This is a genomic window from Acidimicrobiia bacterium (assembly GCA_035471805.1).
GTDB lineage: Bacteria > Actinomycetota > Acidimicrobiia > Spongiisociales > JAHEDJ01 > JAHEDJ01.
On sequence record DATIPS010000054.1, the window covers coordinates 74,550 to 95,734 of the forward strand.

Below are 21,185 nucleotides of genomic sequence, written 5' to 3' on the forward strand. Positions count from 1 at the left end.
CCTAATGAACCAGATGGGCGATTGGTTGACGGCGAGCGCCGAACGGGCGCCTGCCGATCCGTTCCTGATAACCCCTGCACAAACGTGGTCGTTTGGCGAGGTGGAGGAGCTCGTCTGCCGCGCCGTCGGCGCTTTGCGGCGCTTGGGCGTGAAGAGGGGCGAAATCGTCGCCGTCTGGGGTGAGAACGATGTCGATACCGTTGTGGGAATGCTGGCAGTCCCGCGGACGGGTGCGCTGGTCCTCCCGCTGAATACGCGCCTGGCCGAAGAAGAAGTCGAGGCGCTTGTCAAACGTGCCGGGGTGACGAAGGTTCTCTCCTCGGCCCATGCTCCGAAGCTCGGATTGGAGACGTTGCCTTTGAAGGCGCTGGCCGGGGGCCCCGCCGACCGGCGATGTGAGGTTGTTCCACATGATGGATTCATGCTGATGTTCACCTCGGGAACGACGGGGCAACCGAAGTGCGTGAGGTTGAGTCGAGCGAACCTGGAAGCTTCTGCTGCAGCTTCGGCGCGGCATCTCGGCCATACCCGTGAGGATCGTTGGTTGGCTGTGTTGCCCGTGTTTCATGTCGGGGGCTGGTCGATCATCGTGCGCTCCGCCCGGGAGGGGAGCGCCGTCGTTCTCGAGCCTCGCTTCGAAAGCGCCCGCGCCGGTCTGCTGATGCGCGAGGGAAGGGTCACTCTCGTGTCGTTGGTGACGATGATGCTCGAGCGGATCCTCGACATCGAGCCGGGACCGTACTGGGGTGTTCGGGCCGTATTGCTCGGTGGAGGTCCAAGTACTCAGGATCTGCTCGATCGGTCCGCACGAGCACGGCTACCAGTTCTACCTACCTACGGAATGACCGAGACGGCTTCACAGGTTGCCACTCTGCCGCTCGCCGAAGGGCTGGAACCGACGCTGGAGCTCCCGCCTCTCGACAACGTCCGGTTGCGGGTGGTCTCGGGAGCAGGCAACCGCCTGCGGGCCAACGAGCTGGGCTCCATCGAGGTTCACGGGCCGATGGTGTCGGCCGGGTACTTGGGCGAACCGGCGCATCTGCCCTCCCACTGGTTTCACACCGGGGACTTCGGGCGAATCGACGCGGACGGCCGGTTGACCGTCATCGGCAGGACCGACGACATCATCATCAGCGGCGGTGAGAACATCCATCCGGTCGAGGTCGAGCAGATTCTGCTGGACCATCCGGACGTGGACGACGTCGTCGTGGTCGGCTTGCCGGATCCGGAGTGGGGGGAGATCGTGGCCGGAGCGGTCGTGGGATCCGCAGGCCCCAAGGTGAGGGACCTCGAAGCCCACGTGCGGCTACATCTGGCCGGCTTCAAGGTGCCGCGGCGCTGGCGGTTCGTGGATGAGTTGCCGCGTAACTCTCTTGGAAAGGTGGCGCGTTCCGAGGTCGTGGAGTGGTTCACCGACGGGGGACCGGAGCGATGACCGAAGACATAGTGGTGAGTCCGCAGATCGTTGTACCGGGCGATGAGCTGCAGTGGACCTTCAGCACGTCGGGAGGACCCGGCGGCCAGCATGCGAATCGGTCCAATACCCGGGTTGAGCTGCGTTTCGATCTCGAAGCCACTGCCTCGATCGACCCTGCCCTCAAGACTCGCATGGTGGACCGACTGGGGAGCCGGCTCGTGCACGGTGTACTGATCGTTGTTGCCGACGACACACGCTCACAGTGGAGGAACCGGGCTCTGGCCAGGCGTCGCCTGGCCGACTTGCTCGACGATTCGGCCCGGCCTCCTGCGCCGGAACGACGCGCGACCAAGCCATCACGGGCGGCGAGGCGGCGGCGGCTCGAGTCGAAGCGCCGGCGGGGTGAGACGAAACGATTGCGCGGGAAACCGGAGCCCGACTAGGGAAGCCCGTCGACCCTGCGAAGCTGTCCCAACAGGTACTCCAGATGCTCCCTGCCGAGGTGTGACCAGAGCCAGTAGCTGCAATCGAATCCGGTGACTCTCACCATCGCCTCGATTCCGTAGGAGTAGGTCTCGGCAATGGTCCAGGCGAAGCTGCCGTCATCCCACTCGTAGACGGCCGGAATGCCGGCGGCCCGGGTATCCCCCTGGAAGGTGCCCAGGCCGATCACTCCCCGCCCGCAGTCGTTGCAAGGTTCGCCGGATCCTTCATGACCCGGGCCGGCCGGGAGGTCCCAGGCGACGAGCATCTCACCTGCGTTCGACGCTCTCCTGACTGCCGCGCCCTCAGCGGCCCCCAGGTCGGCGAAGTAGAGAACGGGGCATGCCGGTGGCGCACCGGCTTCTTCCGCCCACTCGAGGTAGGCCTCTTCGGGAAGGGCCGCGCGCGGCAGCGGCGGTTCATCCCACGGCGGGGACCCCATCGACACGACCTCTACGGCGGGCAGATCCCGGGTCCACAGGGTGGGTTCTCCCCGGAGGGTCTCCACAAACCGGAGCTGCCGGGTCAGCGACAGCAGGTGCTCTTCACCCAAGAACGACCAAACGTTGTAGACGCAACCCTCGCCGTTGACGAGCAGTGTCATCGAGATGGGGGCTCCGCTCGGTGCATCCGGGCCCCCTTCGGGTCCAAACCCGCCGGTGCTCCCATCCGCCCAGACGAGAGTCTCCGGACCTATCGACGCCTCGTCGCCTGATGCCCGCAGACCGGCGCCGGCGATGCCGAAAGCTCCCCGTCCACAGTCAGAGCAGTAGTCGCCCGATGGCTCGCGTCCCGGGCCGGCGTCGCGGTCCCAGGCGACGGCCCATCCGCCGCTGAAGTTGGCGGGCCTTATCCTGGCGCCGGTGTCGACTGCGCCCACGTCGGCGGGAAAGAGCGCCGAGCACCACCGGCGATTCGCGGCGCTGTTCCATTGGTCGGCCAGGACTTGTTCGACATCGGAGAGGTCCAGTGCCGGGCCCATCCAGGGAGCGGGTTCGATCTGTTCGACGAGGGTTGTCGTACTGATTGAGCCGGTTGTCATGGTCGTCGGAGCCGCCGGAACGGCCGTCGACGTCGTTGGGGCAGCAGATCCGCAGGCGCCTGCAACGAGGCTCAGTGCTACGACGACCACACGTGTCTTCACCATGCCCTCCGAATGCACCATGACGGATCACGCCCGGTGCTCGTCCAGTTGTCTTGCCGGAGGTTACCTCCGGTATCGTGTCGGTTACTCGATCCGGGCAATTAGGGTCGCGACATAGTGGGCCGTCGCCGAAGGCGCCCGCCTCAGGAGGAAGATCATGGCCGGCAGTGCTGCCAAAGAGAGAGCCGATATCGACGCCGCGGTTGAAGGGCGTACAGTCGTCGACGTGTTCGCCAGAAACGCGCGCGAGCATCCGTCGGTCCCGGCCGTCCACTGGCGTTCGGGCGACGAGTGGAAAGAGCTCACCTGGTCGCAGTACCGGGCGCAGGTGGTCGAAGTATCCGCCGGTCTGATCGATCTGGGAGTGGGCCGGGGGGATTTCGTGGCCCTGATGGCCGCCAACCGGCCGGAGCACCTGATCGCCGACCTGGGAGCCATGCACGCCGCCGCCACTCCGGTGACGCTCTATTCGACGCTTGCCACCCCGCAGGTTGCCTACATCGGGGGCCACTGCGAGGCGCGGGTGGCGATCCTCGAGAACGTCGAGTTCATGAAGCGGTGGGAAGAGGCAAAACCGCAGCTGCCCAACCTCGAATACGTTGTCCTGATGGAGGGCGCCGAGGACTACGCCACGACCGACTGGGTCCTGTCCTGGGATGACCTGGTCGCCCGTGGCAAGGCGCGGCTGGCCGCGGATCCGGATGTTGTGGATGCGCGCAGCTCTGAGTTGACCCCGGGCGACATCGCCACCCTCATCTACACGTCAGGGACGACCGGCACACCCAAGGGCGTGGTGATAACTCACTACAACGTGTTGTGGACGGTCGAATCGATGGAGCGGACGCTTTCCATCCCGCGACATCCCCGGCTCGTGTCGTTTCTCCCGCTCGCTCACATCGCAGAGCGGGTGGCGAGCCACTACCTGGGCATGTGGTATGTGGGAGAGGTCTGGTACTGCCCCGACATGACCCAGGTCCTCGAGTACGTGCAGGAGGCCAAGCCGAGTGCCTTCGTGGCTGCCCCACGTGTCTACGAGCGTTTTCAGGCCGGGCTGATGGCCCGACTGGAGGCGCAAGAGGGGCTGAAGCGCACCCTGGCCATGGCCGCAATCAAGAACGGCCAGGAGGTCGTGCGGCTGCGGCAGCAGGGCAAGCCGATTCCCTTCCTGATCGGTTTGCAGAACAAGGTGCTCGAGAAGATCGTGTTGTCCAAGATCCTCGACGGACTGGGGCTGGGTGAGGTGACGGTGGCCATATCGACCGCCGCCCCGATCGCCCCGGAGTTGCTCGAGTTCTTCCAGGCCATCGGGCTTCCGTTGTTCGAGCTATGGGGTATGAGTGAGTTGAGTGGCCCCGGAACGACCAACGTGCCCGGAGCCAACAAGATCGGCACCGTCGGTCGCGCGATTGCCGGTTCGGAGGTCAAGCTGGGCGATGACGGCGAGTTGATGTTCGCCGGTGGCAACGTCACCTCCGGGTACTTCAAGATGCCGGATGAGACGGCCGAGACATTCCAGGATGGATGGGTCTTGACCGGAGATATCGCGGAGATCGACGAGGACGGATTCGTGTCGATCGTCGACCGCAAGAAAGAGATCATCATCACCGCCGGCGGTAAGAACATTGCTCCGACGAAACTCGAAGGTTTGATAAAGAACCACCCGTTGATCGGTCAGGTCTGCGTGATCGGTGATCGACGGAAGTACCTGGCTGCGCTGATCGTGCTCGACGGCGACATGGCGCCGGCCTGGGCAGAGCGTCAGGGGATCGCCTTCACCGATATGGGGTCCTTCTCTCAGTTGCCTGAGATTCAGGCTGAAGTACAGAAGGCAGTCGATGATGCCAACGAGCATGTGGCCCGGGTCGAGCAGATCAAGCGCTTCACCGTTCTACCGAATGAATGGACCCCGGAAACCGACGAGTTGACGCCGACGCTGAAGATCAAGCGGCGGGTGATTCACGAGAGGTACGAGGCAGAGATCGAGTCGCTCTACACCTGAGCCTCGAGGGTTTTCTCAGCAATGCTGTTGTCCCCCACGCGCAACAGCATTGCTAAGAAACTGACGAAGGATTTCTCGGCAATACTGTTGCTCTCCACGCGCAACTACATTGCTGAGAAACCATCAGGAAGCCTCGTTCGATGAGCAATCTGCCGTGGTGGCAAACCGCCGTCATCTATCAGATCTACCCGCGGAGCTTCGCCGACTCCAACGGTGATGGAGTCGGCGACTTGCGTGGCATTGCCGGACGGATCGACTACCTATCCGACACGCTCGGCGTAGACGCTATCTGGCTGTCTCCGTTCTACCCGTCGCCGATGAAGGATTTCGGTTACGACGTCTCCGACTACTGCGACGTCGACCCCGTCTTCGGGTCGCTCGACGACTTCGACCATCTGCTCGCCGCGGTCCACGAGCGCGGTATGCGGATGATCATCGACCTGGTTCCCAACCACACCTCCGATCAACATCCGTGGTTCGTGGAGTCGCGGTCCTCGCCCGCGAATCCCAAACGCGACTGGTATTGCTGGCGGGATCCCAAGCCCGACGGATCACCGCCCAACAACTGGCTCTCCGCTTTCGGCGGTGAGGCGTGGGAACTCGATGGAGAGACCGGGCAGTACTACCTTCACTCATTCCTCACATCACAGCCGGATCTCAATTGGCGCAATCCCGAGGTTCAGGAGGCGATGTTCGATGTCGTGCGGTTCTGGCTCGATCGGGGAGTGGACGGGTTCCGTCTCGACGTAGCCCACTTCATCATGAAAGATCCCGAGTGGCGCGACAACCCTCCTTCCGTCACTGCGGATGACTCGTTCAAGTCGATGGGCGAGTACGACTCGCAGCTGCACTTGCACGACAAAGGCCATGCGGACGCACATCGGGTCTTCAGGGATTTTCGGGCTCTCCTGGACGGCTACGAAGGCGATCGATTCTCGGTCGGTGAGATCCATGTATTCGATCTGGACGAATGGGCTGAGTACTACGGGAAGAACCTCGACGAGCTGCACATGCCCTTCAACTTTTCGCTGGTCTGGGCACCGTGGGACGCCGGGCGGTTTCGCGAGCTGGTGGGCGCCGTTGAGGCAGCCGTACCGGACGCCGGCTGGCCGAACTACGTCCTCGGTAATCACGACGAGCGGCGGCTGGTCGGGAGATACGGAAGGCGGCAGGCCCGGGTCGCGGCAATGCTCCTGCTGACGCTGAGAGGTACGCCTACCTTGTACTACGGCGATGAGCTCGGGCTCACGAACGTCGACATTCCCAGAGACCTCCAGCAGGATCCGTGGGCTCTGCAGGAGCCCGCCGTGGAGTCCCGGGACGGCTGCCGGACCCCTATGCCGTGGGATGGTTCTCCGACGGCCGGGTTCTCGCCGCCGGACTCAGCCGATCCGTGGCTGCCGATCCCGGAGGAGCACCGGGCTGCAAGCGTGGCCGCCCAGCTCGAAGACCCCCGTTCGATCCTGGAGCTGTACAGGCAGCTTCTTCGGCTCCGGCGGGACCACGAGTCGCTCCGGGTCGGCGACTACCAGTCCGCGACCACCGCGGAAGGGGTTTTCGCCTATTCGCGGACTCTCGGCGCCGATCAGCTTCTGGTCGCTTTGAACTTCACCGACGAGGAAAGGGTGGTGAGTACGGGCCGTGGGGAGGTCCTCTTGTCGACCGGTCTCGATCGTGACGGATCGATTCGTCGGCGGTTGATTCTCAGGCCGAATGAAGGGGTCGTCATCAGGTTGGAGAGTTTCTCGGCAATGTAGTGGCGCGTGGAGATCAACAGTATTGCCGAGAAAACCTATCGAGCCGTCACCCAGCGGAATTCGTATCCCTCGAGCACGGTCGGTCCGGCTACGGCTCCGCCCGTGAACGCATCGAAGCCGGCCGGCAGGTCGCACTCCGCCGGTCTGTCGGCGAGATTGATCGCCACGTGAACCGACGTCTCTCCGTGACTCAGCCGGAACGCCAGCACCGCGGAGTCTGCTGCGTCGAGCCACTCGACGGTTCCTCTTCCGAACGCCGCGTATCGACTGCGGACCGCGATGATCTGGCGAACCCAGTTGAGCAGCGAACCGGGGTCGGCTTCCTGCGCCGCCACGTTGACCGACGCGTAGCCGTAGATCTCATCTGATATCGGTGGTGCGTACAGTGCCGAAGAGGCGCCGGTCGAGAACCCGGCGTTGTCGGATGCGTCCCATTGCATCGGCGTGCGGACGCCGTCGCGGTCGGGCAGGTCGAGGTCGTCACCCATGCCGATCTCGTCGCCGTAGTAGAGAAAAGGCGATCCGGGGAGCGAGAAGAGGAGTGAGAGCATCAACCGGATCTTGCGTGGATCGTTCTCCATCAACGGTGCCAGGCGGCGCCGGATGCCGACGTTCATCGGGGCTCTCGGGTCTTTGGCGTACGTCTCCAGCATGAGAGCCCGCTCTTGGTCGGTGACCATCTCGAGGGTCAACTCGTCATGGTTGCGCACGAAGATTCCCCACTGGGCGCCGTCGGGGAGGGCCGGCGTTCCGGCCAGGATCTCCCGGACCGGTTTGCGGTCGCCGAGAGCCACCGCCATGAAGAGTCGCGGCATCAGCGGGAAGTGGTAGTTCATGTGGCTCTCGTCCCCGTCGCCGAAATACGCAACCGCGTCTTCCGGCCATTGGTTTGCCTCAGCCAGCAACATCGTGCCCGGGTGGCGCTCGTCGACATACGACCGCAGTTTCTTCAGGAAGGCGTGCGTTTCTGGGAGGTTCTCACCGTTGGTGCCGTCACGAACGTAGAGGTAGGGCACAGCGTCGAGGCGCAGTCCGTCCACCCCCATCGAGAGCCAGTAGTCGAGGATCTCGAACACCGCAGCGTGCACCGCCGGGTTGTCGTAGTTGAGATCGGGTTGGTGGGAGAAGAATCGGTGCCAGTAGAAGGCTCCGGCGGTCTCGTCCCATGCCCAGTTCGAGTCCTCGGTGAAGGTGAAGATTATTCGCGCGTCGGGGAATCGATCGGCTGTGTCGCTCCACACGTAGAAGTTGCGCTCATTCGAGCCTTTCGGGGCCATTCGGGCCCGTTGGAACCAGGCGTGATCCACCGATGTGTGGTTGATGACCAGTTCGGTTACGACCTTCAGGTTCCGCTCGTGTGCCTCGGTGACGAACCGGCGGAAATCCTCCATGCCGCCGTAGCGGGGATCGACCGAGTGATAGTCGGCGATGTCGTAGCCGTCGTCCCGCAGGGGAGATGGGTAGAACGGCAATACCCAGACGGCGGTAACGCCCAGGTCGGCGATGTAGTCGAGTTTCGATATCAGTCCGTCGAAGTCCCCGAACCCGTCCCCGTCGCCATCACAGAAGGAACGAATCGGCACTTCGTAGAAGACGGCATCCTTGTACCAATCGTGAGTTCTCACCATCGAGACATCGTAGATCGGCGGAAGCGGGTTTCCGGCGCTGGGGGAACAGACTTCTAGAGTGGGCCCATGGATTTCGACCCGCAAGAGTTCGATTCGTCTGCGTTCGACGGCCCGGCCTTCCAGCCGTCGGTCGATTTTGCGATTCTGGCCGATGCTGCGCAGGCCATCTCAGGCAAGCTCTTTCTCCTTGGCGGCGGTTGGGACACGCTGCGCGTCGGAGGCTTTCCGGCCCGCCATCACACGATGGCCATCGGCCTGCGGGTTCGCATTCCGTGGACGTGGACGGGCCGACCGATGACCCTTTCGATCGACTTGCAGGACGAGGATGGGGGCAGCCTGTTCACGTCGGGTCCACTGCGTCACGGTTTCGAGGTGGGGAGACCGCAAGGCGCTCCCGAAGGGAGCGACATCGGTCTCGTCAGGGCTTTCACGTTCAACCACGTCCCGTTTCCCAGCGCCGGTGGATACGCGTTCGCGATCTCGCTCAACGAACAAGAGGTCGATCGCCTGCGGTTCAACGTCTTCCAGCATCCCCGTCCGGTTGAGTAGATTCCCATGACCACCCTTCCCATGTTTCCGCTCGGCGGAGTTCACTTTCCCTACTCGGTTATCCCGCTGCGCCTCTTCGAAGAGCGTTATCTTCGATTGCTCGATGATGTGCAGGGCGGCGACGGCCGTTTCGGAGTCGTCCTCATTGAGCGCGGGAGCGAGGTTGGTGGCGGCGATGTTCGGTTTGATGTGGGAACCCTTGCGGAGGTTCGTGCCGTCTCCGAACTCGACGGCGGGCACAAGGCCGTTGTTGCGGCCGGCCTGCAAAGGCTCCGGGTCGACCGCTGGATATCGGATGATCCGTATCCGGTGGCCGAGGTAACGATTCTCGACGAGGATGATGCAGGTCCCGGAGATGGGGACCTCCTCATCGAAGCGACCAAGGGACTCCACCGCCTTCTCGCCGTGGCCGCCGAACTCGGAGCCGACACGGCCAACTTCGTTCCCCAGATGTCGGATGATCCGGTGGTTGCCGGGTTCCACCTCGCCCAGATGATCCCTATCGGTCCGCTGGACGCTCAGCAACTGCTCGAGCAGGATTCGGCATCGGTGCGTCTCCGGCAGATCATCGATTACCTCAACGACGAGGTCGAGCTGATCCAGTTGCGTCTGTCAGAAGGATGATCAACACGATTGTCTTCGATCTGGGCGGGGTAGTGCTCGATTCGCCGATGGACGTCATCGCCGACGCCGAGAGGGCAGCCGGTCTCGAGCAGGGGTTCTTCAACCGGGTGGCCTCCCGTGCCGCCGGGGCCTGGGCCCTGCACGAAACGGGGGTCCTTGCGCGGGAAGAGTTCATCACACAGTTCGAGGAGGAGTGCGGGCAGCGCGGAGGAAGAATCGATGCCGGGGAGCTGCTCGACGCCATTGAGACCTACGCGCAGGCCCGGCCGAGGATGGTCGAGGCGATCCGCCGGCTGCGGGCGATCGGGTTGCGGACGGCTGCCCTCACCAACAACTGGGAGTCTCCCGCAGCTGATTGGGACGTCGCCGGATTCCAGGCGTTGTTCGATGTCTTCGTCGAGTCGTGGGTCGAGGGGGTGCGAAAACCCGACCCTGCGATCTACTTGCGGTTGCTCGAGAGGTTGGGTGCCGCGGCCGGTGAGTGCGTGTTTCTCGACGACATCGGTCGGAACCTGAAGACCGCTCGTGAACTGGGCATGACGACGATCAAAGTGACCGATCCGGAAGCGGCCCTCGCCGAGCTGGGAAACTTGCTGGGAATCGAGTTGTGAAGGGGTAGGTCCGGCTGTTGCAGTAGGGCTACCGGTCACCGAACGCGTAGAAGTAGCCGTCTCGGCTGCCCACGAATATCGTCCCGTCCCAGACCGTTGGCGTGCTCTCGATGCAGCCGCCGCCGTGATTCATCTCCCACACTTCGCTTGGCTGCCGTGGATCGGCGAGCGAGTAGGCGCGCAGACCTCCACCTGCCTCGCAGTCGACCGCGAGAAGGAGATGACCGTCGATCACCAACGGTGAAGACCATGCGTGGAACCCGATGTCGTCACGCCATGAGACGTCACCGGTCACCGCGTCGATGGCCAGCACCTCACCGGTGTGTGTGGCAACGTACAAGACCCCGTCGCCGAGTGCCGGAGTCGCCCACGCTCCTCCGTCGCTCTGCGAGTTGAGGGCAGGAACGGCAACGCTCCACACGAGCGGGTCATCGGGGGCAAACGGGTCGAGTTTGATGATTTGCCCCACTTCGGCGGAGCGCGGGAGGCGCCGTTCGAGTTCGATGGCCAGGTAGAGCATCCCGTCGGCGTCTATCACCGGTGAAGCGTCGATGTCGTCGCCTGCCCAGAAATCGAAGACGATCGGAGCCTCGCCGGCCTCAACGTTCGTTATGTCCAGGCCGACTACCCGGCCTCCCGAGTTCGTGAAGTAGAGCCGGCCGTTCAGGATCGCCACCGAACTCTCGATCGAGGCGTTTCTGTCCCCGACCGATCTGAACAGCTCATCATTCCATCCCTCGACCTTCACGAGAATCACCGGGTCCACCCGGACCTTCCCGTTCGGGTCGTAGCTGCGGTTCAGCTTGGTGGCGAAGAGGATCCCGTTCTCGCCTCCTTCGAACATGATGTCTTCGACGATCGACGGGTTCCCATCCCAGTCGTTGTTCCAGACGCCGGGATGTTCGGATGCGTCGATCGCCCAGAGTTCGGTCGGCTGCTCCCGGTCGAGGGCAACGACCCGCAGCTTGTTGTCGCGTGACCCGAAATAGAGGAGCGGGTAGCCGTCGGGGTCGATGGTGACCGATCCCTTGATGAGGTCGCCTACCTGGAAGTCGGGGCGGGTTCGTTCGCCGGTCGATGCGTCGAGGAAATGCACTGCCTTGTCGTAGGCGCCGAACACAACTTCGGTGATCCCGTCCGGGCGGATCCAGACGGCGGGTTGGCCGGTCCAGCCGGTGCCGCACCAGTTGGTCGTCTCGCCCCCCACCGAAGACGAGCCGCACATTCCTGAATCGGGGAACCTCCACAGCCTCCGGGGATTGTCCGGGAGCCGGCTCGGCCCATACCAGGTGCGCGTTGGGTTGCCCCTGAACTGAAGCACGCCCTCCGTGACTCCCCAGGCGGTACCAACCGTCCTGGGGTCGACGAACCGGGCGAAGGGTGTTGTCGTGGTTGTCGTGGTTGTCGTGCTCGGAGCTGTTGTGGTCGGCGGCGCCGCTGAGGTGGTGGTCGACGGGGAGGTCGCCTGCGCGGTTACCGGTTCCGCACCCGAAGAGCCCGCCACATACAGGCCGACGAGCACCGAAGCTCCGGCGAGCGTAACGATCGCGATGGCCAGGGTCCGGCGCATTCGGGCAGTGTATGCGCGGCCGGGCACTTCGAGAGTGTTCGGGTGCCGCCGATCACCGGGCGTTCGCTCCTAACCTGAGTTCTCGTGGTCGACCCGCTGCAAACCATCGCCAACTCGAGCCCGATACGCTTCTGGCGTAGGTTCGCCGCCGCCGGTCCCGGTGTACTCGCCGCCGCCGTTGCCTTCAACCTGTTCTTCGCGCTGGTGCCCGCCGCCATCACTTTGGTGATGGCCGCCTCTTTCTTCGGCCGCAATGCCGAAGCGAAGGAGCAGATGGTCGACTTTCTCGAGCAGGTCTTGCCGGCGGACACCGCATCGTCGATCTCCGATGCGCTGGCCGTTGCCTGGGCTTCCGTAGAAGGAGCGCACGGGGTCGTGGTCGTGGTCAGCCTGGTTGTTTCGGTGTGGGCCGCTTCGCGCGGGGTGAACACGATCATGCGGGTGCTGGCTCGGATCGAGCGTATGACCGACGGTCGCGCCTGGTGGCGGCGCAGGCTGGTCGCCATCGCCTTGAGCCTCGGGGCGGGCGGGATGCTCTTGTTGACCGTCGTCTTGATCGTCGCCGGGGCCGGAGTGGCGGAGTGGCTTGCGCAACTGACCGACATCGAGTGGATCGTGACGGCCTGGGAGCGCCTTTCGCTCCCCGTGGGCGCCCTCGGCTTGTTCGCCTTTCTCACTGCGCTCTACCGGTGGGGCCCTCCGCAACGCCTGCCCGGATTCTGGATTGCGGCGGGTTTCGGCGCAGTGGGGACGATCACCGTGAGCCTCGGGTTCCGTCTCTTTTTCGAGAACTCGGGTGGGCTCGGGGTCACCTTCCAGGCCTTCGCCACGGTGGCCGTGCTGCTGCTTTGGCTGCTGCTCATGTCGTACGTCATCATTCTGTCGGCGGCCTTCGGCGCTTCGGTGTCGCGCGGGTGGGTGAAGAGGAGGGCAAACGGGAACGGGACCGCAGAGCTTTCGTTGGGTCTCGAGACCATGGAGTCGGAGATAGCCGATTTTCGCAGGTAGCGGGAGGGGGGTCGGTCTCAAGGTTTCGCGCCGTCCGTCGATACGGTCACTGTAAGTGCCGTGTAACGCTTTGTGTGGTGGCGAGACCTGCCTATGGAGTGAGAGTAGGAGTGGATTGATGCGACGAAGAACGATCACCCTCGTGGTAGTGGGTCTGGTGCTGGCCTTGTTTGTGCTTCCGGCAGCGGCGCAGGCACTGATAGGCGACGAGCCCGAGACTGCCGAGGTTACGGTGGACCAGGAAGTTCCCTATCTGACCTACGGCTACGACGAAGATTCGCACGTCGTCTTCTACGGAATCGGGGCTGATGAGTCCGCTGACCTGGATTGTGAGATTCCAGACGACGCCACGCTGGAAGTCGTATTCGGCGACGAGGGGGAGATCACTGAAGTCAAAGTGACCGATCCGGGTGCGGCCGATCCTCCGTTCGAATTGTCCGCAGACTGCATCCCTGTTCTTATCGAAGGTCCCAACGGACAGGTCAACCACGGCCAGTTTGTTTCGACCATGGTTCACGAGCTCAAGAAGAGTTATGACAAGGAAGCCTTCGGTCCTTTCGGTCAATTCCTAAAAGAGATCAAGCATGATGGAGACATCGGCAAAGGTGATCTGAAGGTCAAGGCCAACGAAGAACTCGGGTCGACCGAACCGACCACATTGGACGCCGACGATGTCGAAGACGACGATCACGGCCCCAACGAGAACTCGAAGAAGCCGAAGAAGAACAAGTAGCTCCGACAACGCTTAGATCCGCAGAGGGCGGGGTGTTCGGCACCCCGCCCTTTTGCATTATCCCAATCGATCGGTAGGGTTCAGGTCTACGCCTCGGCACGACCGAGGCTTTTCTATTGGAACCTTCCCCATGAAGCCAAAAACTCTGCGCGCGTTCTTTCTCGTCGTCGTCCTCTCGGCGGCGGTGTTCGCGGTGCCGGCCGACGCGGACGACGGTGAGTTCACGATCGTGTTCCCGCAGCCGAGCGAGGCGACCGAGTTCTCCAACACCTGGGGCAACGACCGGTCGGGCGGTCGAAGCCATCAGGGCACCGACATCCTCGGCCCGCAGATGGCGCCGGTGGTGGCGGCAGCCGACGGGGTGATCGAGAAGTTCGGATACGGCCCTCGCTCCGGCTACTACATCGTGATCAGCCACCAGGACGGCTACGAGACCTGGTACATGCACCTGAACAACGACACACCGGGAACCGACGACGGGCTCGGCGCTCCCGAGTACACCTTCATGGTCGGCCTGGCGGTCGGGGACCGGGTGGTGGCCGGGCAACAACTCGGATTCGCCGGTGACAGTGGCAATGCAGAAGGGACCACCCACCACACCCACTTCGAGTTGCATCACAACGGCCGGATCATCAATCCGTACAGGTACCTGCAGGCAGCCTGGGAGCGCTGGCAGCTCGAGCTTCAGGTCGAGCGCGAAGAAGTCCCGTTTCGCTGATCAGTCCAACGTCTCGAGTTCATTGAGACGGGCAACCTCCTGTGGAACGCCTCGCTCGCCGGCTGCCAGAACGGCGACCTCCGGGCATACTGCCGGATCCGGCGGTTCGGGCAGCGAGTCGGATCCGATCCATATCAGACGGGCAACGCCGGCATCCCGCACGGCCTCCATCCAGGCGGCCGCCACTCGCTCCGGAGTATCGGCAAACGATCGTTCGCGCCGGTCGCCGGCAGCCTCGGCGATCAGCACGGCCGTGAAGCATTCGAAGGCGGCGATTTCCAGGTGCGACCCGTCTGACAAGTCGCCCATCGCCACCTTGCATCCCATACGGCGGAATCGGTCTGCCGGCGCGGGGTCGGTGATGAATGCCCGCACTTCGCCCGCATAGCCCGCGAGTTCGGCGATTATCTCGGCCCCTATGGGGGTGTCTGCTCCAACGACGATGACCGGCACGCCGCGAAACTATCACGTCCCGCCGGTCGGCTGTGCCGGGTTGGCGGCCGGTGGCAGGGAGTTGCCGTCGCTTTGCCCCGACCTCGGTTCCATGCCGGGTTGAGTGCGTACACCGAATCACTGCTACTATCACCTATCCGGATAGTGCTAATTATTCAGGGGTGACCTATGGCCACTGTCGAACTCGACCTCGGCGCTTATCAACTGGGATGGCATGACTCAGAAGAGGGTTATGTCTTCAAGCCGCGCAAAGGATTGAACGAAGACATCATCCGCGAGATGTCCAAGATGAAGGGCGAGCCGCACTGGATGCTCGACTTCAGGCTCAAGGCCTACAAACGCTTCTTGCGCCGCCCGATGCCGACCTGGGGTGGCGGCGGCGCGCTCGACGACATCGACTTCGATGACATCTACTACTACATCAAGCCGACCGAAGGGCAGTCCAAAGACTGGGACATGGTTCCCGAGGAGATCAAGGCCACCTACGAAAAGCTCGGCATTCCTGAAGCCGAGCGCAAGTACCTGGCCGGTGTGACCGCACAGTACGAATCCGAGGTGGTGTACCACCGCAATCGCGATGATCTGGAGAAGCTGGGCGTCCTCTTCACCGACATGGACACCGCCGTACGGGAGTACCCGGAGATCGTCAAGGAATACTTCGGGACGGTCATCCCCCCCAACGACAACAAGTTCGCAGCACTCAACTCGGCCGTCTGGTCGGGGGGTTCGTTCATCTACGTGCCGCCGGGCGTGCATCTCGACCAGCCTCTTCAGGCTTACTTCCGAATCAACTCGGAGAACATGGGTCAGTTCGAGCGGACCCTGATCATCGTCGACGAGGACGCCTACGTTCACTACGTAGAGGGATGTTCGGCTCCGATCTGGTCCACCGATTCCCTGCACTCGGCCGTGGTCGAGATCATCGTCAAGCGAGGCGGCCGCTGCCGTTATTCGACGATTCAGAACTGGTCCAACAACGTCTACAACCTGGTGACCAAGCGAGCTGCAGCCTATGCAGACGCCACGATGGAGTGGGTAGACGGGAACCTTGGTTCCAAGCTGACGATGAAGTACCCGGCCGTGTGGCTGATGGAGCCCGGGGCTCACGGCGAGGTTCTCTCAATCGCCTTCGCCGGTGACGGGCAGCATCAGGACGCCGGCGCCAAGATGGTTCATGCCGCACCGGACACGACGTCGACGATCGTTTCCAAGTCGATCTGCAAGGACGGCGGCCGGGCGGGATATCGCGGCCTGGTACGCGTCGAGCCGGGTGCGACCGGAGTGAAATCATTCGTTCGGTGCGACGCCCTCATTCTCGACGCGGACTCCCGGTCCGATACCTATCCGTACATGGAGATCGAGGAGGCAGACGCCGAGATCGGCCATGAGGCGACGGTGTCGAAAGTCGGTGAGGAGCAGCTGTTCTACCTGATGAGCCGCGGCCTCTCCGAGGAGGAAGCGACGTCGATGATCGTCGCCGGGTTCATCGAACCGATCGTCAAGGAACTCCCGATGGAGTACGCGGTCGAGATGAACCGCCTCATCGAGCTGAACATGATCGAGGCCGGCGCAGTCGGTTGAGCGAATAGCCCATCCGGGGCCCGTTGCCCGGCGAAACGCTCAGAAGCGGAAGTGCTTGATCGCCTCGCCCTGCGTTGCGATCTCGGTCATCGCCTCTATCCCCAGATCGAGATGTATGTCTGCCCAGTCGCGGGTGACCGCCGCATCGCTCTCTTCGGTCTTCACGCCCTCCGGCGTGATCGGCACGTCGGAGACCAGGAGCAGCGCCCCCCGGGCAATCTCGTTGTGGTGGCCGACCACGAAGATCGTGGCGGTTTCCATGTCGATGGCAAGCGCGGTGAGATTCCGGAGATGCTCGATGAATACCTCGTCGTGTTCCCACACCCGCCGGTTGCTCGTGTAGACGACCCCGGTCCGGTAGTCGAGTCCGCGCCCCACGATCTTCTCGGAAACGAACTTGTGCAACTTGAACGACGGCAGTGCCGGCACCTCGGGCGGGAAGTAGTCGTTGCTCGTGCCCTCGCCGCGTATGGCCGCGATCGGCAAAATGAAGTGACCGATCTCGGTCGAGGCCTTGAGGCCTCCGCACTTCCCCAGTAGCAGAACCCCTTTGGGTTGCACCGCCACGAGGAGGTCCATGATCGTTGCCGCGTTGGCAGTGCCGATGCCGAAGTTGATCATGGTCAAGCCGTCGTCGTTGGTGGCGGCCTGCATGTAGTTGCCTTCGCCGCGGATCGAACAGCCGGACCGTTCCGCGAACCGGGCCAGGTAGTCGCTGAAGTTGGTGAGGAGGATGTAGTCACCGAACTCTTCGAGCGGCATCCCCGTGTAGCGGGGGAGCCAGTTGCGGGCGATCTCGAGTTTCTCCATGGTGAGCAGCCTATCGGCCGTGTGACTCGGAGCGAGGATCACTGATCACGAGGACGGCCCCGGCCGCTCAAGAGATTGAGTAGAGCGACGAAGAGCGCGGCGCCGATGACCGACCAGATGACCGGGAAATCGCGGATGGTCCACAGGAGCGGGAGGTCGAGCTGCTCGGCGATCCAGCGGCCCAGCAACGCACCCACGAATCCGAGCGCCAGAGACGTCAGGCAGCCGAGCCCTTTACGGCCGGCGAGGGATGCACCGATCGATCCGGCCAGCGAGGCAATGATCAGGAGAAGGAAGAATTCGAACACGTGCCCAGGCTAACGCTCTCGGCCCGGCAACCCGAGTCGCGTCACCGGTTCGTATAACCGACCATGAACGAGATGGCGGCTCCGCCGGCCAGAGCCCAGACTGCGGAGTAGTCACCGACGGCCAGGTAGTTGGGCACGCTCTCGAGGGCCGAGAGGATCACGGTGGTAACCAGTCCGCCGATTATCCCCATGAGAATCGACCCGATAACGGTGGCCCGCCGACCCGACAGCATGCCGCCGGCGAGCCCTCCGAATCCGGCGACGGCGCCGACTATCAACAGTGAATTGGTCGCAGTGGTTTCGATCACGGTGTCAGAGTAGCGACTCGAGTTCGAATGCCGACGACGGATGGCGCAGTTTGGCCAGCGCCCGGGCCTCGATCTGGCGAACTCGTTCGCGGGTCAGGTCGTATATCCGTCCGACATCGGACAATGTGCGCGGCTCGCCGCCGTCCAATCCGAATCGAAGCGCGATGATCTGCTGTTCTTCCCTGTCGAGCACTTCCAGCGCATCCTGCACGTGACGCTGACGGAGGACTTCGGCGGCGTGACGGAACGGATCCGGCATTCGTTCGTCTTCCACGAAATCCTGGAGTTCGGCATCGCCCTCTTCACCGACCGGCCGGTCCAGTGAAACAGTGTCCGACGGCGCAGAGAGCGCTGCCTCGACGCGCTCCACATCGAGCCCGCTGACGGCTGCGATCTCCTCCAATGTGGGCGCCCGCCGCAGCTCATCTGCGAGGTTCTGGCGGGTCTCCTGTACCGAGCGGACGACATCGACCATGTGAACGGGAAGCCGGATGGTGCGGGCCTGATTGCCCAGTCCGCGTGTGATCGCCTGCCTTATCCACCACGTCGCATAGGTTGAGAACTTGAAGCCTTTGCGCCAGTCGAACTTCTCGACGGCCCGGATCAGGCCCAGATTGCCCTCCTGGATTAGGTCCAGGAGATCCAGTCCCCGGCCGGCGTAGCGCTTGGCGATCGAGATCACGAGACGGAGGTTGGCCCGGATGAACTCCATCTTGGCCTCGTCGCCCTCGTGGATGAGGCGGTAGAGAGTCGCGCGTTGCTCGGGTGTGAGGTCGTCGGCGGCCTCCAGGCGGCGCTGCGCCTTCCGGCCGGACTCCATCGCCCGTGCCAGCGCTACTTCATCATCCGCCGTCAACAGCGTATGCGACGAAACCTCCTCCAGATAGATGCCGACGGTGTCGGCGATGGAGGCCTGGTCACGGTTTCGCTTGCCCACGTTGGTCTTTACCCCTAACTCCATGAACCCGCGCAGCCCAACGTATCACCGGCACCGGATCGGCGCAATGGGGTTTTTTGCCAAACCGGATGTGACGTGCGGCCCGTTACGCTGCAGGCATGGTTCGGAAGGCTTCCACACTGCTGCTATCGGCCTCTCTGCTGCTTTCGGCATGCGTCTCCTGGCAGGCCGAGCCGCTGCCGGCCGGCCCTTCGCAGGCGGACCCATCTGCTGCTCCGTCGACGTCGAGTACGACGACCACGATCGCCGGTCCCGTCACCGCCCTCGTGGTCGTCGATGCGGAAGCCGCTCCGATTGCCGGGGTGAGCGTCGGGGACTTCGGACACACCGACGCCGGCGGTCGGCTCGTCTTCCGGACACCGATCGGCGGCGTGACGCTGGATGCAGATGGCTACGTCTCCCGATTCGTGTCCGATTGGCAGGAAGGCGAGGTTCAGGTGACCCTCGAACCCGTCATCGTGCGGGGCATGGTGCGAACCTCGGCGGGTGACGGCCTGGAAGGGGTGCCGGTTGCACTCGGCGGACTCGAGGTTCTCACCGACGGCTCCGGCTGGTTTGAGTTCATTGCTCCGACCGGGTCGGCTATTCGCGTCGATGCGCCGGGTTGGGCGCCGGCAGAGGTCGAGTGGTTGGGGAGCGACGGCTGGGTTCCGATCGAGTTGGAGCCGATCATCGTCCGGGGGCTGCACATCTCGGGATGGGCTGTCGGGAATGCCGACCACTGGCAGCGCATTCTCGCCCTGGCCGCTGCTACCGAGATCAATGCGCTGGTCGTCGACCTGAAGGACGAATCAGGACTCGTGTTCTACCCGACCACCGTTCCTCTGGCCGGAGAAGTCGGCGCTATCAACCCCGAGTTCGAACTCGACGGGGTCGTCGCCGCCGCCGCCCGGAGAGGGCTCTATCTGATCGGTCGAATCGTGACATTCCAGGATCCGATCGCGGCCCGGGCTTTGCCTGAGATCGCCGTTTGGGATTCCTCGACCGGTGGGCCGTTTCGAAAGAACGGGCAGTACTTCCTCGATCCCACCGATCCGGAGGCTCGCGGCTATGCGCTCGAACTGGCCGCCGAAGCATGTGCGGCCGGCTTCGACGAGATTCAGTTCGACTACGTACGTTATCCCGATGGGTTCGGCGCTTCCGCACTGTTCGACGCGGGATCGGGTCCGGAGGTTCGCCCGAGCATCATCCGTGACTTCCTGGCGGAAGCATCGGCCGTTCTCAGACCCGCCGGGTGCGCGGTAGCCGCCGACATATTCGGATTCATAACTTCAACATCGGGGGATGGTGGAATCGGTCAGCAGTTGGAGGATCTGGGCCCGGTCGTCGATGTGCTGTCACCGATGCTGTACCCAAGCCATTACTCCGAGGGCTGGTTCGGTTTCGACGTTCCGAACGACCATCCGGGAGAGGTGGTCGGTCGGGCTCTCGACGACGGGCTCGAGAGGCTCGACTCGACGGCGATCTTCCGACCCTGGATACAGGACTTCTACTACAACGCCGCGCAGGTGCGAGCAGAGATCGACGCGGCGGAGGAGCGCGGCCTGGGCTGGATGCTGTGGAATGCTCGCAGCCGTTTCACGGACGGCGCGCTGCTGCCCGCCGACTGACCGGGGTTGCTTCTCCGCCTACTTGCGCCGGAACGCCGTCGCCAGTGCACCATGCCCGAACGGGCCGAGAGTCTGCCCGCCGGCCGCGTAATGAAACAGAGCGGTCTGAAAGATCGCATTGAGCGCGGCAAGGGTCACAGCGACTGCCACAATCCATACGACGCCGACCAGTATGGCGATACCCAGGGCGACACCGCTGCCGGCAACCGCTCCCAGCACGATGACCAGGATCGCCGGGAGACTCATCAGGAAGCCGAGGATCCCGAATCCGAACTGGGCCGCCATGTTCTCGCCCCAGGTCCTCTTGAACAGCTCCGCCGATCTCTTGACGGCGGCGCCGACGGTCAGACCCTCGACGACGAAGATGGGGATCACCAGGAAGGTCACCAGGGTCCAGGCGAGTCCGGCGATGCCGGATGCGATGCGGCCCAGCATGCCGCCCCGTTCCTCGACCGCCCGCAGAGCGATCGAAACCGTCGCCGAGATCACGGCCCAGGGGAGTATGCGGCCGACGAGCCGGTTGGCCCCGGCCAGAGCGCTCCCAATGGTCGGATCGCCCCCTTGGAGGCGTTCGTCGGCGGCGGAGACGAGGGCGGTGTTGAAGTAGATCGTGACGAAGGCGAGCGCCACATACATGGCGAACATGAAGACGTATCCGATCGCCCCCGGGTCGTCTCCGATGAAGAACATGGGGACAACGAAACTGGCGGCCACGATGGTGCTGGCGACAAACGACAGGATCGGAAGTGCCAGGAGCTCCTTGTCTGCCTTGAGGACTTCCCAGGATTGTCTGGCGAGGGTCACGGTGTTGCTGATTCGTCCCATGCCGATTCAGTATCGACGTTTCTCCCCGAAACGGGAAGGACCTCCCGCCGGAGCCCCGATGTCGATGCGGTCCCGTTCGGGGCATCGTCGA

Annotated in this window: 21 protein-coding genes; 12 read left to right on the forward strand and 9 right to left on the reverse strand. The window is 63.5% G+C overall.

Going from position 1 to position 21,185, the window contains the following annotated elements; all coding sequences use genetic code 11:
- Positions 1-4 precede the first annotated feature (4 nt).
- Together VLT15_10720 and arfB are read left to right on the forward strand one after the other, a co-directional pair.
- Positions 5-1,435: an AMP-binding protein gene (locus VLT15_10720; GenBank protein HSR45681.1), complete on the forward strand. Its 1,431-nt coding sequence runs from the start codon at positions 5-7 to the stop codon at positions 1,433-1,435.
- Positions 1,432-1,860, forward strand: coding sequence for an alternative ribosome rescue aminoacyl-tRNA hydrolase ArfB (arfB, locus tag VLT15_10725; GenBank protein HSR45682.1), 429 nt, complete (start codon positions 1,432-1,434; stop codon positions 1,858-1,860). The genes VLT15_10720 and arfB overlap by 4 nt, the downstream gene beginning before the upstream one ends.
- On the opposite strand, the gene VLT15_10730 is transcribed toward arfB, so the two are convergent.
- Positions 1,857-3,044 carry a hypothetical protein gene (locus VLT15_10730; protein ID HSR45683.1) on the reverse strand — a complete coding sequence of 396 codons (1,188 nt, stop codon included), beginning with the start codon at positions 3,042-3,044 and terminating at the stop codon, positions 1,857-1,859. The genes arfB and VLT15_10730 overlap by 4 nt on opposite strands.
- A 157-nt stretch (positions 3,045-3,201) precedes the next feature.
- Here VLT15_10730 and VLT15_10735 point away from each other — a divergent pair, with 157 nt between their 5' ends.
- Together VLT15_10735 and VLT15_10740 are read left to right on the forward strand one after the other, a co-directional pair.
- Positions 3,202-5,043, forward strand: a complete 1,842-nt coding sequence (locus tag VLT15_10735; GenBank protein HSR45684.1) for a long-chain fatty acid--CoA ligase — start codon at positions 3,202-3,204, stop codon at positions 5,041-5,043.
- 140 nt (positions 5,044-5,183) lie between these two features.
- Positions 5,184-6,800 (forward strand): alpha-amylase family glycosyl hydrolase, encoded by a 1,617-nt coding sequence (locus tag VLT15_10740; GenBank protein ID HSR45685.1) that lies wholly within the window; start codon positions 5,184-5,186, stop codon positions 6,798-6,800.
- Between the two features lie 35 nt (positions 6,801-6,835).
- On the opposite strand, the gene treS is transcribed toward VLT15_10740, so the two are convergent.
- A complete protein-coding gene (gene treS / locus VLT15_10745; GenBank protein HSR45686.1) occupies positions 6,836-8,428 on the reverse strand; it encodes a maltose alpha-D-glucosyltransferase in 1,593 nt (530 codons plus the stop codon).
- Positions 8,429-8,494: 66 nt separating this feature from the next.
- Here treS and VLT15_10750 point away from each other — a divergent pair, with 66 nt between their 5' ends.
- From VLT15_10750 to VLT15_10760, 3 genes are read left to right on the forward strand one after another with little or no spacing between them, the layout of a single operon-like run.
- Positions 8,495-8,977 carry a hypothetical protein gene (locus tag VLT15_10750; GenBank protein HSR45687.1) on the forward strand — a complete coding sequence of 161 codons (483 nt, stop codon included), beginning with the start codon at positions 8,495-8,497 and terminating at the stop codon, positions 8,975-8,977.
- 6 nt (positions 8,978-8,983) lie between these two features.
- Positions 8,984-9,601, forward strand: coding sequence for an LON peptidase substrate-binding domain-containing protein (locus VLT15_10755; GenBank protein HSR45688.1), 618 nt, complete (start codon positions 8,984-8,986; stop codon positions 9,599-9,601).
- Complete coding sequence (locus VLT15_10760; GenBank protein HSR45689.1) at positions 9,598-10,212, forward strand: HAD family phosphatase; 615 nt, start codon at positions 9,598-9,600, stop codon at positions 10,210-10,212. Before VLT15_10755 ends, VLT15_10760 begins: the two co-directional genes overlap by 4 nt.
- 28 nt (positions 10,213-10,240) lie before the next feature.
- Here VLT15_10760 and VLT15_10765 read toward each other — a convergent pair whose 3' ends face one another.
- The gene (locus VLT15_10765; GenBank protein ID HSR45690.1) at positions 10,241-11,782 is read right to left on the reverse strand and encodes a PQQ-binding-like beta-propeller repeat protein; all 1,542 of its coding nucleotides are present in this window, start codon (positions 11,780-11,782) and stop codon (positions 10,241-10,243) included.
- Positions 11,783-11,866: 84 nt separating this feature from the next.
- Between VLT15_10765 and VLT15_10770 the strand changes: the two genes are divergently transcribed.
- The 3 genes from VLT15_10770 to VLT15_10780 all read left to right on the forward strand — a co-directional run bounded on the left by VLT15_10770 (position 11,867) and on the right by VLT15_10780 (position 14,241).
- A complete protein-coding gene (locus tag VLT15_10770) occupies positions 11,867-12,790 on the forward strand; it encodes a YihY/virulence factor BrkB family protein (protein ID HSR45691.1) in 924 nt (307 codons plus the stop codon).
- Between the two features lie 118 nt (positions 12,791-12,908).
- Complete coding sequence (locus tag VLT15_10775; GenBank protein HSR45692.1) at positions 12,909-13,523, forward strand: hypothetical protein; 615 nt, start codon at positions 12,909-12,911, stop codon at positions 13,521-13,523.
- Between the two features lie 130 nt (positions 13,524-13,653).
- Complete coding sequence (locus VLT15_10780; protein ID HSR45693.1) at positions 13,654-14,241, forward strand: M23 family metallopeptidase; 588 nt, start codon at positions 13,654-13,656, stop codon at positions 14,239-14,241.
- Here VLT15_10780 and VLT15_10785 read toward each other — a convergent pair whose 3' ends face one another.
- Positions 14,242-14,694, reverse strand: coding sequence for an NAD(P)H-binding protein (locus VLT15_10785; protein HSR45694.1), 453 nt, complete (start codon positions 14,692-14,694; stop codon positions 14,242-14,244).
- A gap of 168 nt (positions 14,695-14,862) precedes the next feature.
- Here VLT15_10785 and sufB point away from each other — a divergent pair, with 168 nt between their 5' ends.
- The gene (sufB, locus tag VLT15_10790) at positions 14,863-16,275 is read left to right on the forward strand and encodes a Fe-S cluster assembly protein SufB (protein ID HSR45695.1); all 1,413 of its coding nucleotides are present in this window, start codon (positions 14,863-14,865) and stop codon (positions 16,273-16,275) included.
- A 39-nt stretch (positions 16,276-16,314) separates the two neighbouring features.
- Here sufB and VLT15_10795 read toward each other — a convergent pair whose 3' ends face one another.
- From VLT15_10795 to VLT15_10810, 4 genes are read right to left on the reverse strand one after another with little or no spacing between them, the layout of a single operon-like run.
- The gene (locus VLT15_10795; GenBank protein HSR45696.1) at positions 16,315-17,085 is read right to left on the reverse strand and encodes an AMP nucleosidase; all 771 of its coding nucleotides are present in this window, start codon (positions 17,083-17,085) and stop codon (positions 16,315-16,317) included.
- 38 nt (positions 17,086-17,123) lie between these two features.
- Complete coding sequence (locus VLT15_10800; protein HSR45697.1) at positions 17,124-17,393, reverse strand: GlsB/YeaQ/YmgE family stress response membrane protein; 270 nt, start codon at positions 17,391-17,393, stop codon at positions 17,124-17,126.
- A 41-nt stretch (positions 17,394-17,434) separates the two neighbouring features.
- Complete coding sequence (locus VLT15_10805) at positions 17,435-17,701, reverse strand: hypothetical protein (GenBank protein ID HSR45698.1); 267 nt, start codon at positions 17,699-17,701, stop codon at positions 17,435-17,437.
- 4 nt (positions 17,702-17,705) lie between these two features.
- Positions 17,706-18,662, reverse strand: a complete 957-nt coding sequence (locus VLT15_10810) for a sigma-70 family RNA polymerase sigma factor (protein ID HSR45699.1) — start codon at positions 18,660-18,662, stop codon at positions 17,706-17,708.
- Positions 18,663-18,757: 95 nt separating this feature from the next.
- On the opposite strand from VLT15_10810, the gene VLT15_10815 reads away from it, so the two are divergent.
- Positions 18,758-20,269 carry a putative glycoside hydrolase gene (locus tag VLT15_10815; GenBank protein HSR45700.1) on the forward strand — a complete coding sequence of 504 codons (1,512 nt, stop codon included), beginning with the start codon at positions 18,758-18,760 and terminating at the stop codon, positions 20,267-20,269.
- Positions 20,270-20,287: 18 nt separating this feature from the next.
- Here VLT15_10815 and VLT15_10820 read toward each other — a convergent pair whose 3' ends face one another.
- Positions 20,288-21,094 carry a DUF6159 family protein gene (locus VLT15_10820; protein HSR45701.1) on the reverse strand — a complete coding sequence of 269 codons (807 nt, stop codon included), beginning with the start codon at positions 21,092-21,094 and terminating at the stop codon, positions 20,288-20,290.
- Between the last annotated feature and the right edge of the window lie 91 nt (positions 21,095-21,185).

Coding starts and splice junctions, on each gene's coding strand:
- VLT15_10795 (HSR45696.1), bottom strand. CDS start 17,085: ATGGAGAAACTCGAGATCGCCCGCAACTGGCTCCCCCGCTACACGGGG.
- VLT15_10720 (HSR45681.1), top strand. CDS start 5: ATGAACCAGATGGGCGATTGGTTGACGGCGAGCGCCGAACGGGCGCCT.
- VLT15_10810 (HSR45699.1), bottom strand. CDS start 18,662: ATGGAGTTAGGGGTAAAGACCAACGTGGGCAAGCGAAACCGTGACCAG.
- VLT15_10735 (HSR45684.1), top strand. CDS start 3,202: ATGGCCGGCAGTGCTGCCAAAGAGAGAGCCGATATCGACGCCGCGGTT.
- VLT15_10755 (HSR45688.1), top strand. CDS start 8,984: ATGACCACCCTTCCCATGTTTCCGCTCGGCGGAGTTCACTTTCCCTAC.
- treS (HSR45686.1), bottom strand. CDS start 8,428: ATGGTGAGAACTCACGATTGGTACAAGGATGCCGTCTTCTACGAAGTG.
- arfB (HSR45682.1), top strand. CDS start 1,432: ATGACCGAAGACATAGTGGTGAGTCCGCAGATCGTTGTACCGGGCGAT.
- VLT15_10765 (HSR45690.1), bottom strand. CDS start 11,782: ATGCGCCGGACCCTGGCCATCGCGATCGTTACGCTCGCCGGAGCTTCG.
- VLT15_10760 (HSR45689.1), top strand. CDS start 9,598: ATGATCAACACGATTGTCTTCGATCTGGGCGGGGTAGTGCTCGATTCG.
- VLT15_10750 (HSR45687.1), top strand. CDS start 8,495: ATGGATTTCGACCCGCAAGAGTTCGATTCGTCTGCGTTCGACGGCCCG.
- VLT15_10780 (HSR45693.1), top strand. CDS start 13,654: ATGAAGCCAAAAACTCTGCGCGCGTTCTTTCTCGTCGTCGTCCTCTCG.
- sufB (HSR45695.1), top strand. CDS start 14,863: ATGGCCACTGTCGAACTCGACCTCGGCGCTTATCAACTGGGATGGCAT.
- VLT15_10775 (HSR45692.1), top strand. CDS start 12,909: ATGCGACGAAGAACGATCACCCTCGTGGTAGTGGGTCTGGTGCTGGCC.
- VLT15_10820 (HSR45701.1), bottom strand. CDS start 21,094: ATGGGACGAATCAGCAACACCGTGACCCTCGCCAGACAATCCTGGGAA.
- VLT15_10740 (HSR45685.1), top strand. CDS start 5,184: ATGAGCAATCTGCCGTGGTGGCAAACCGCCGTCATCTATCAGATCTAC.
- VLT15_10815 (HSR45700.1), top strand. CDS start 18,758: ATGGTTCGGAAGGCTTCCACACTGCTGCTATCGGCCTCTCTGCTGCTT.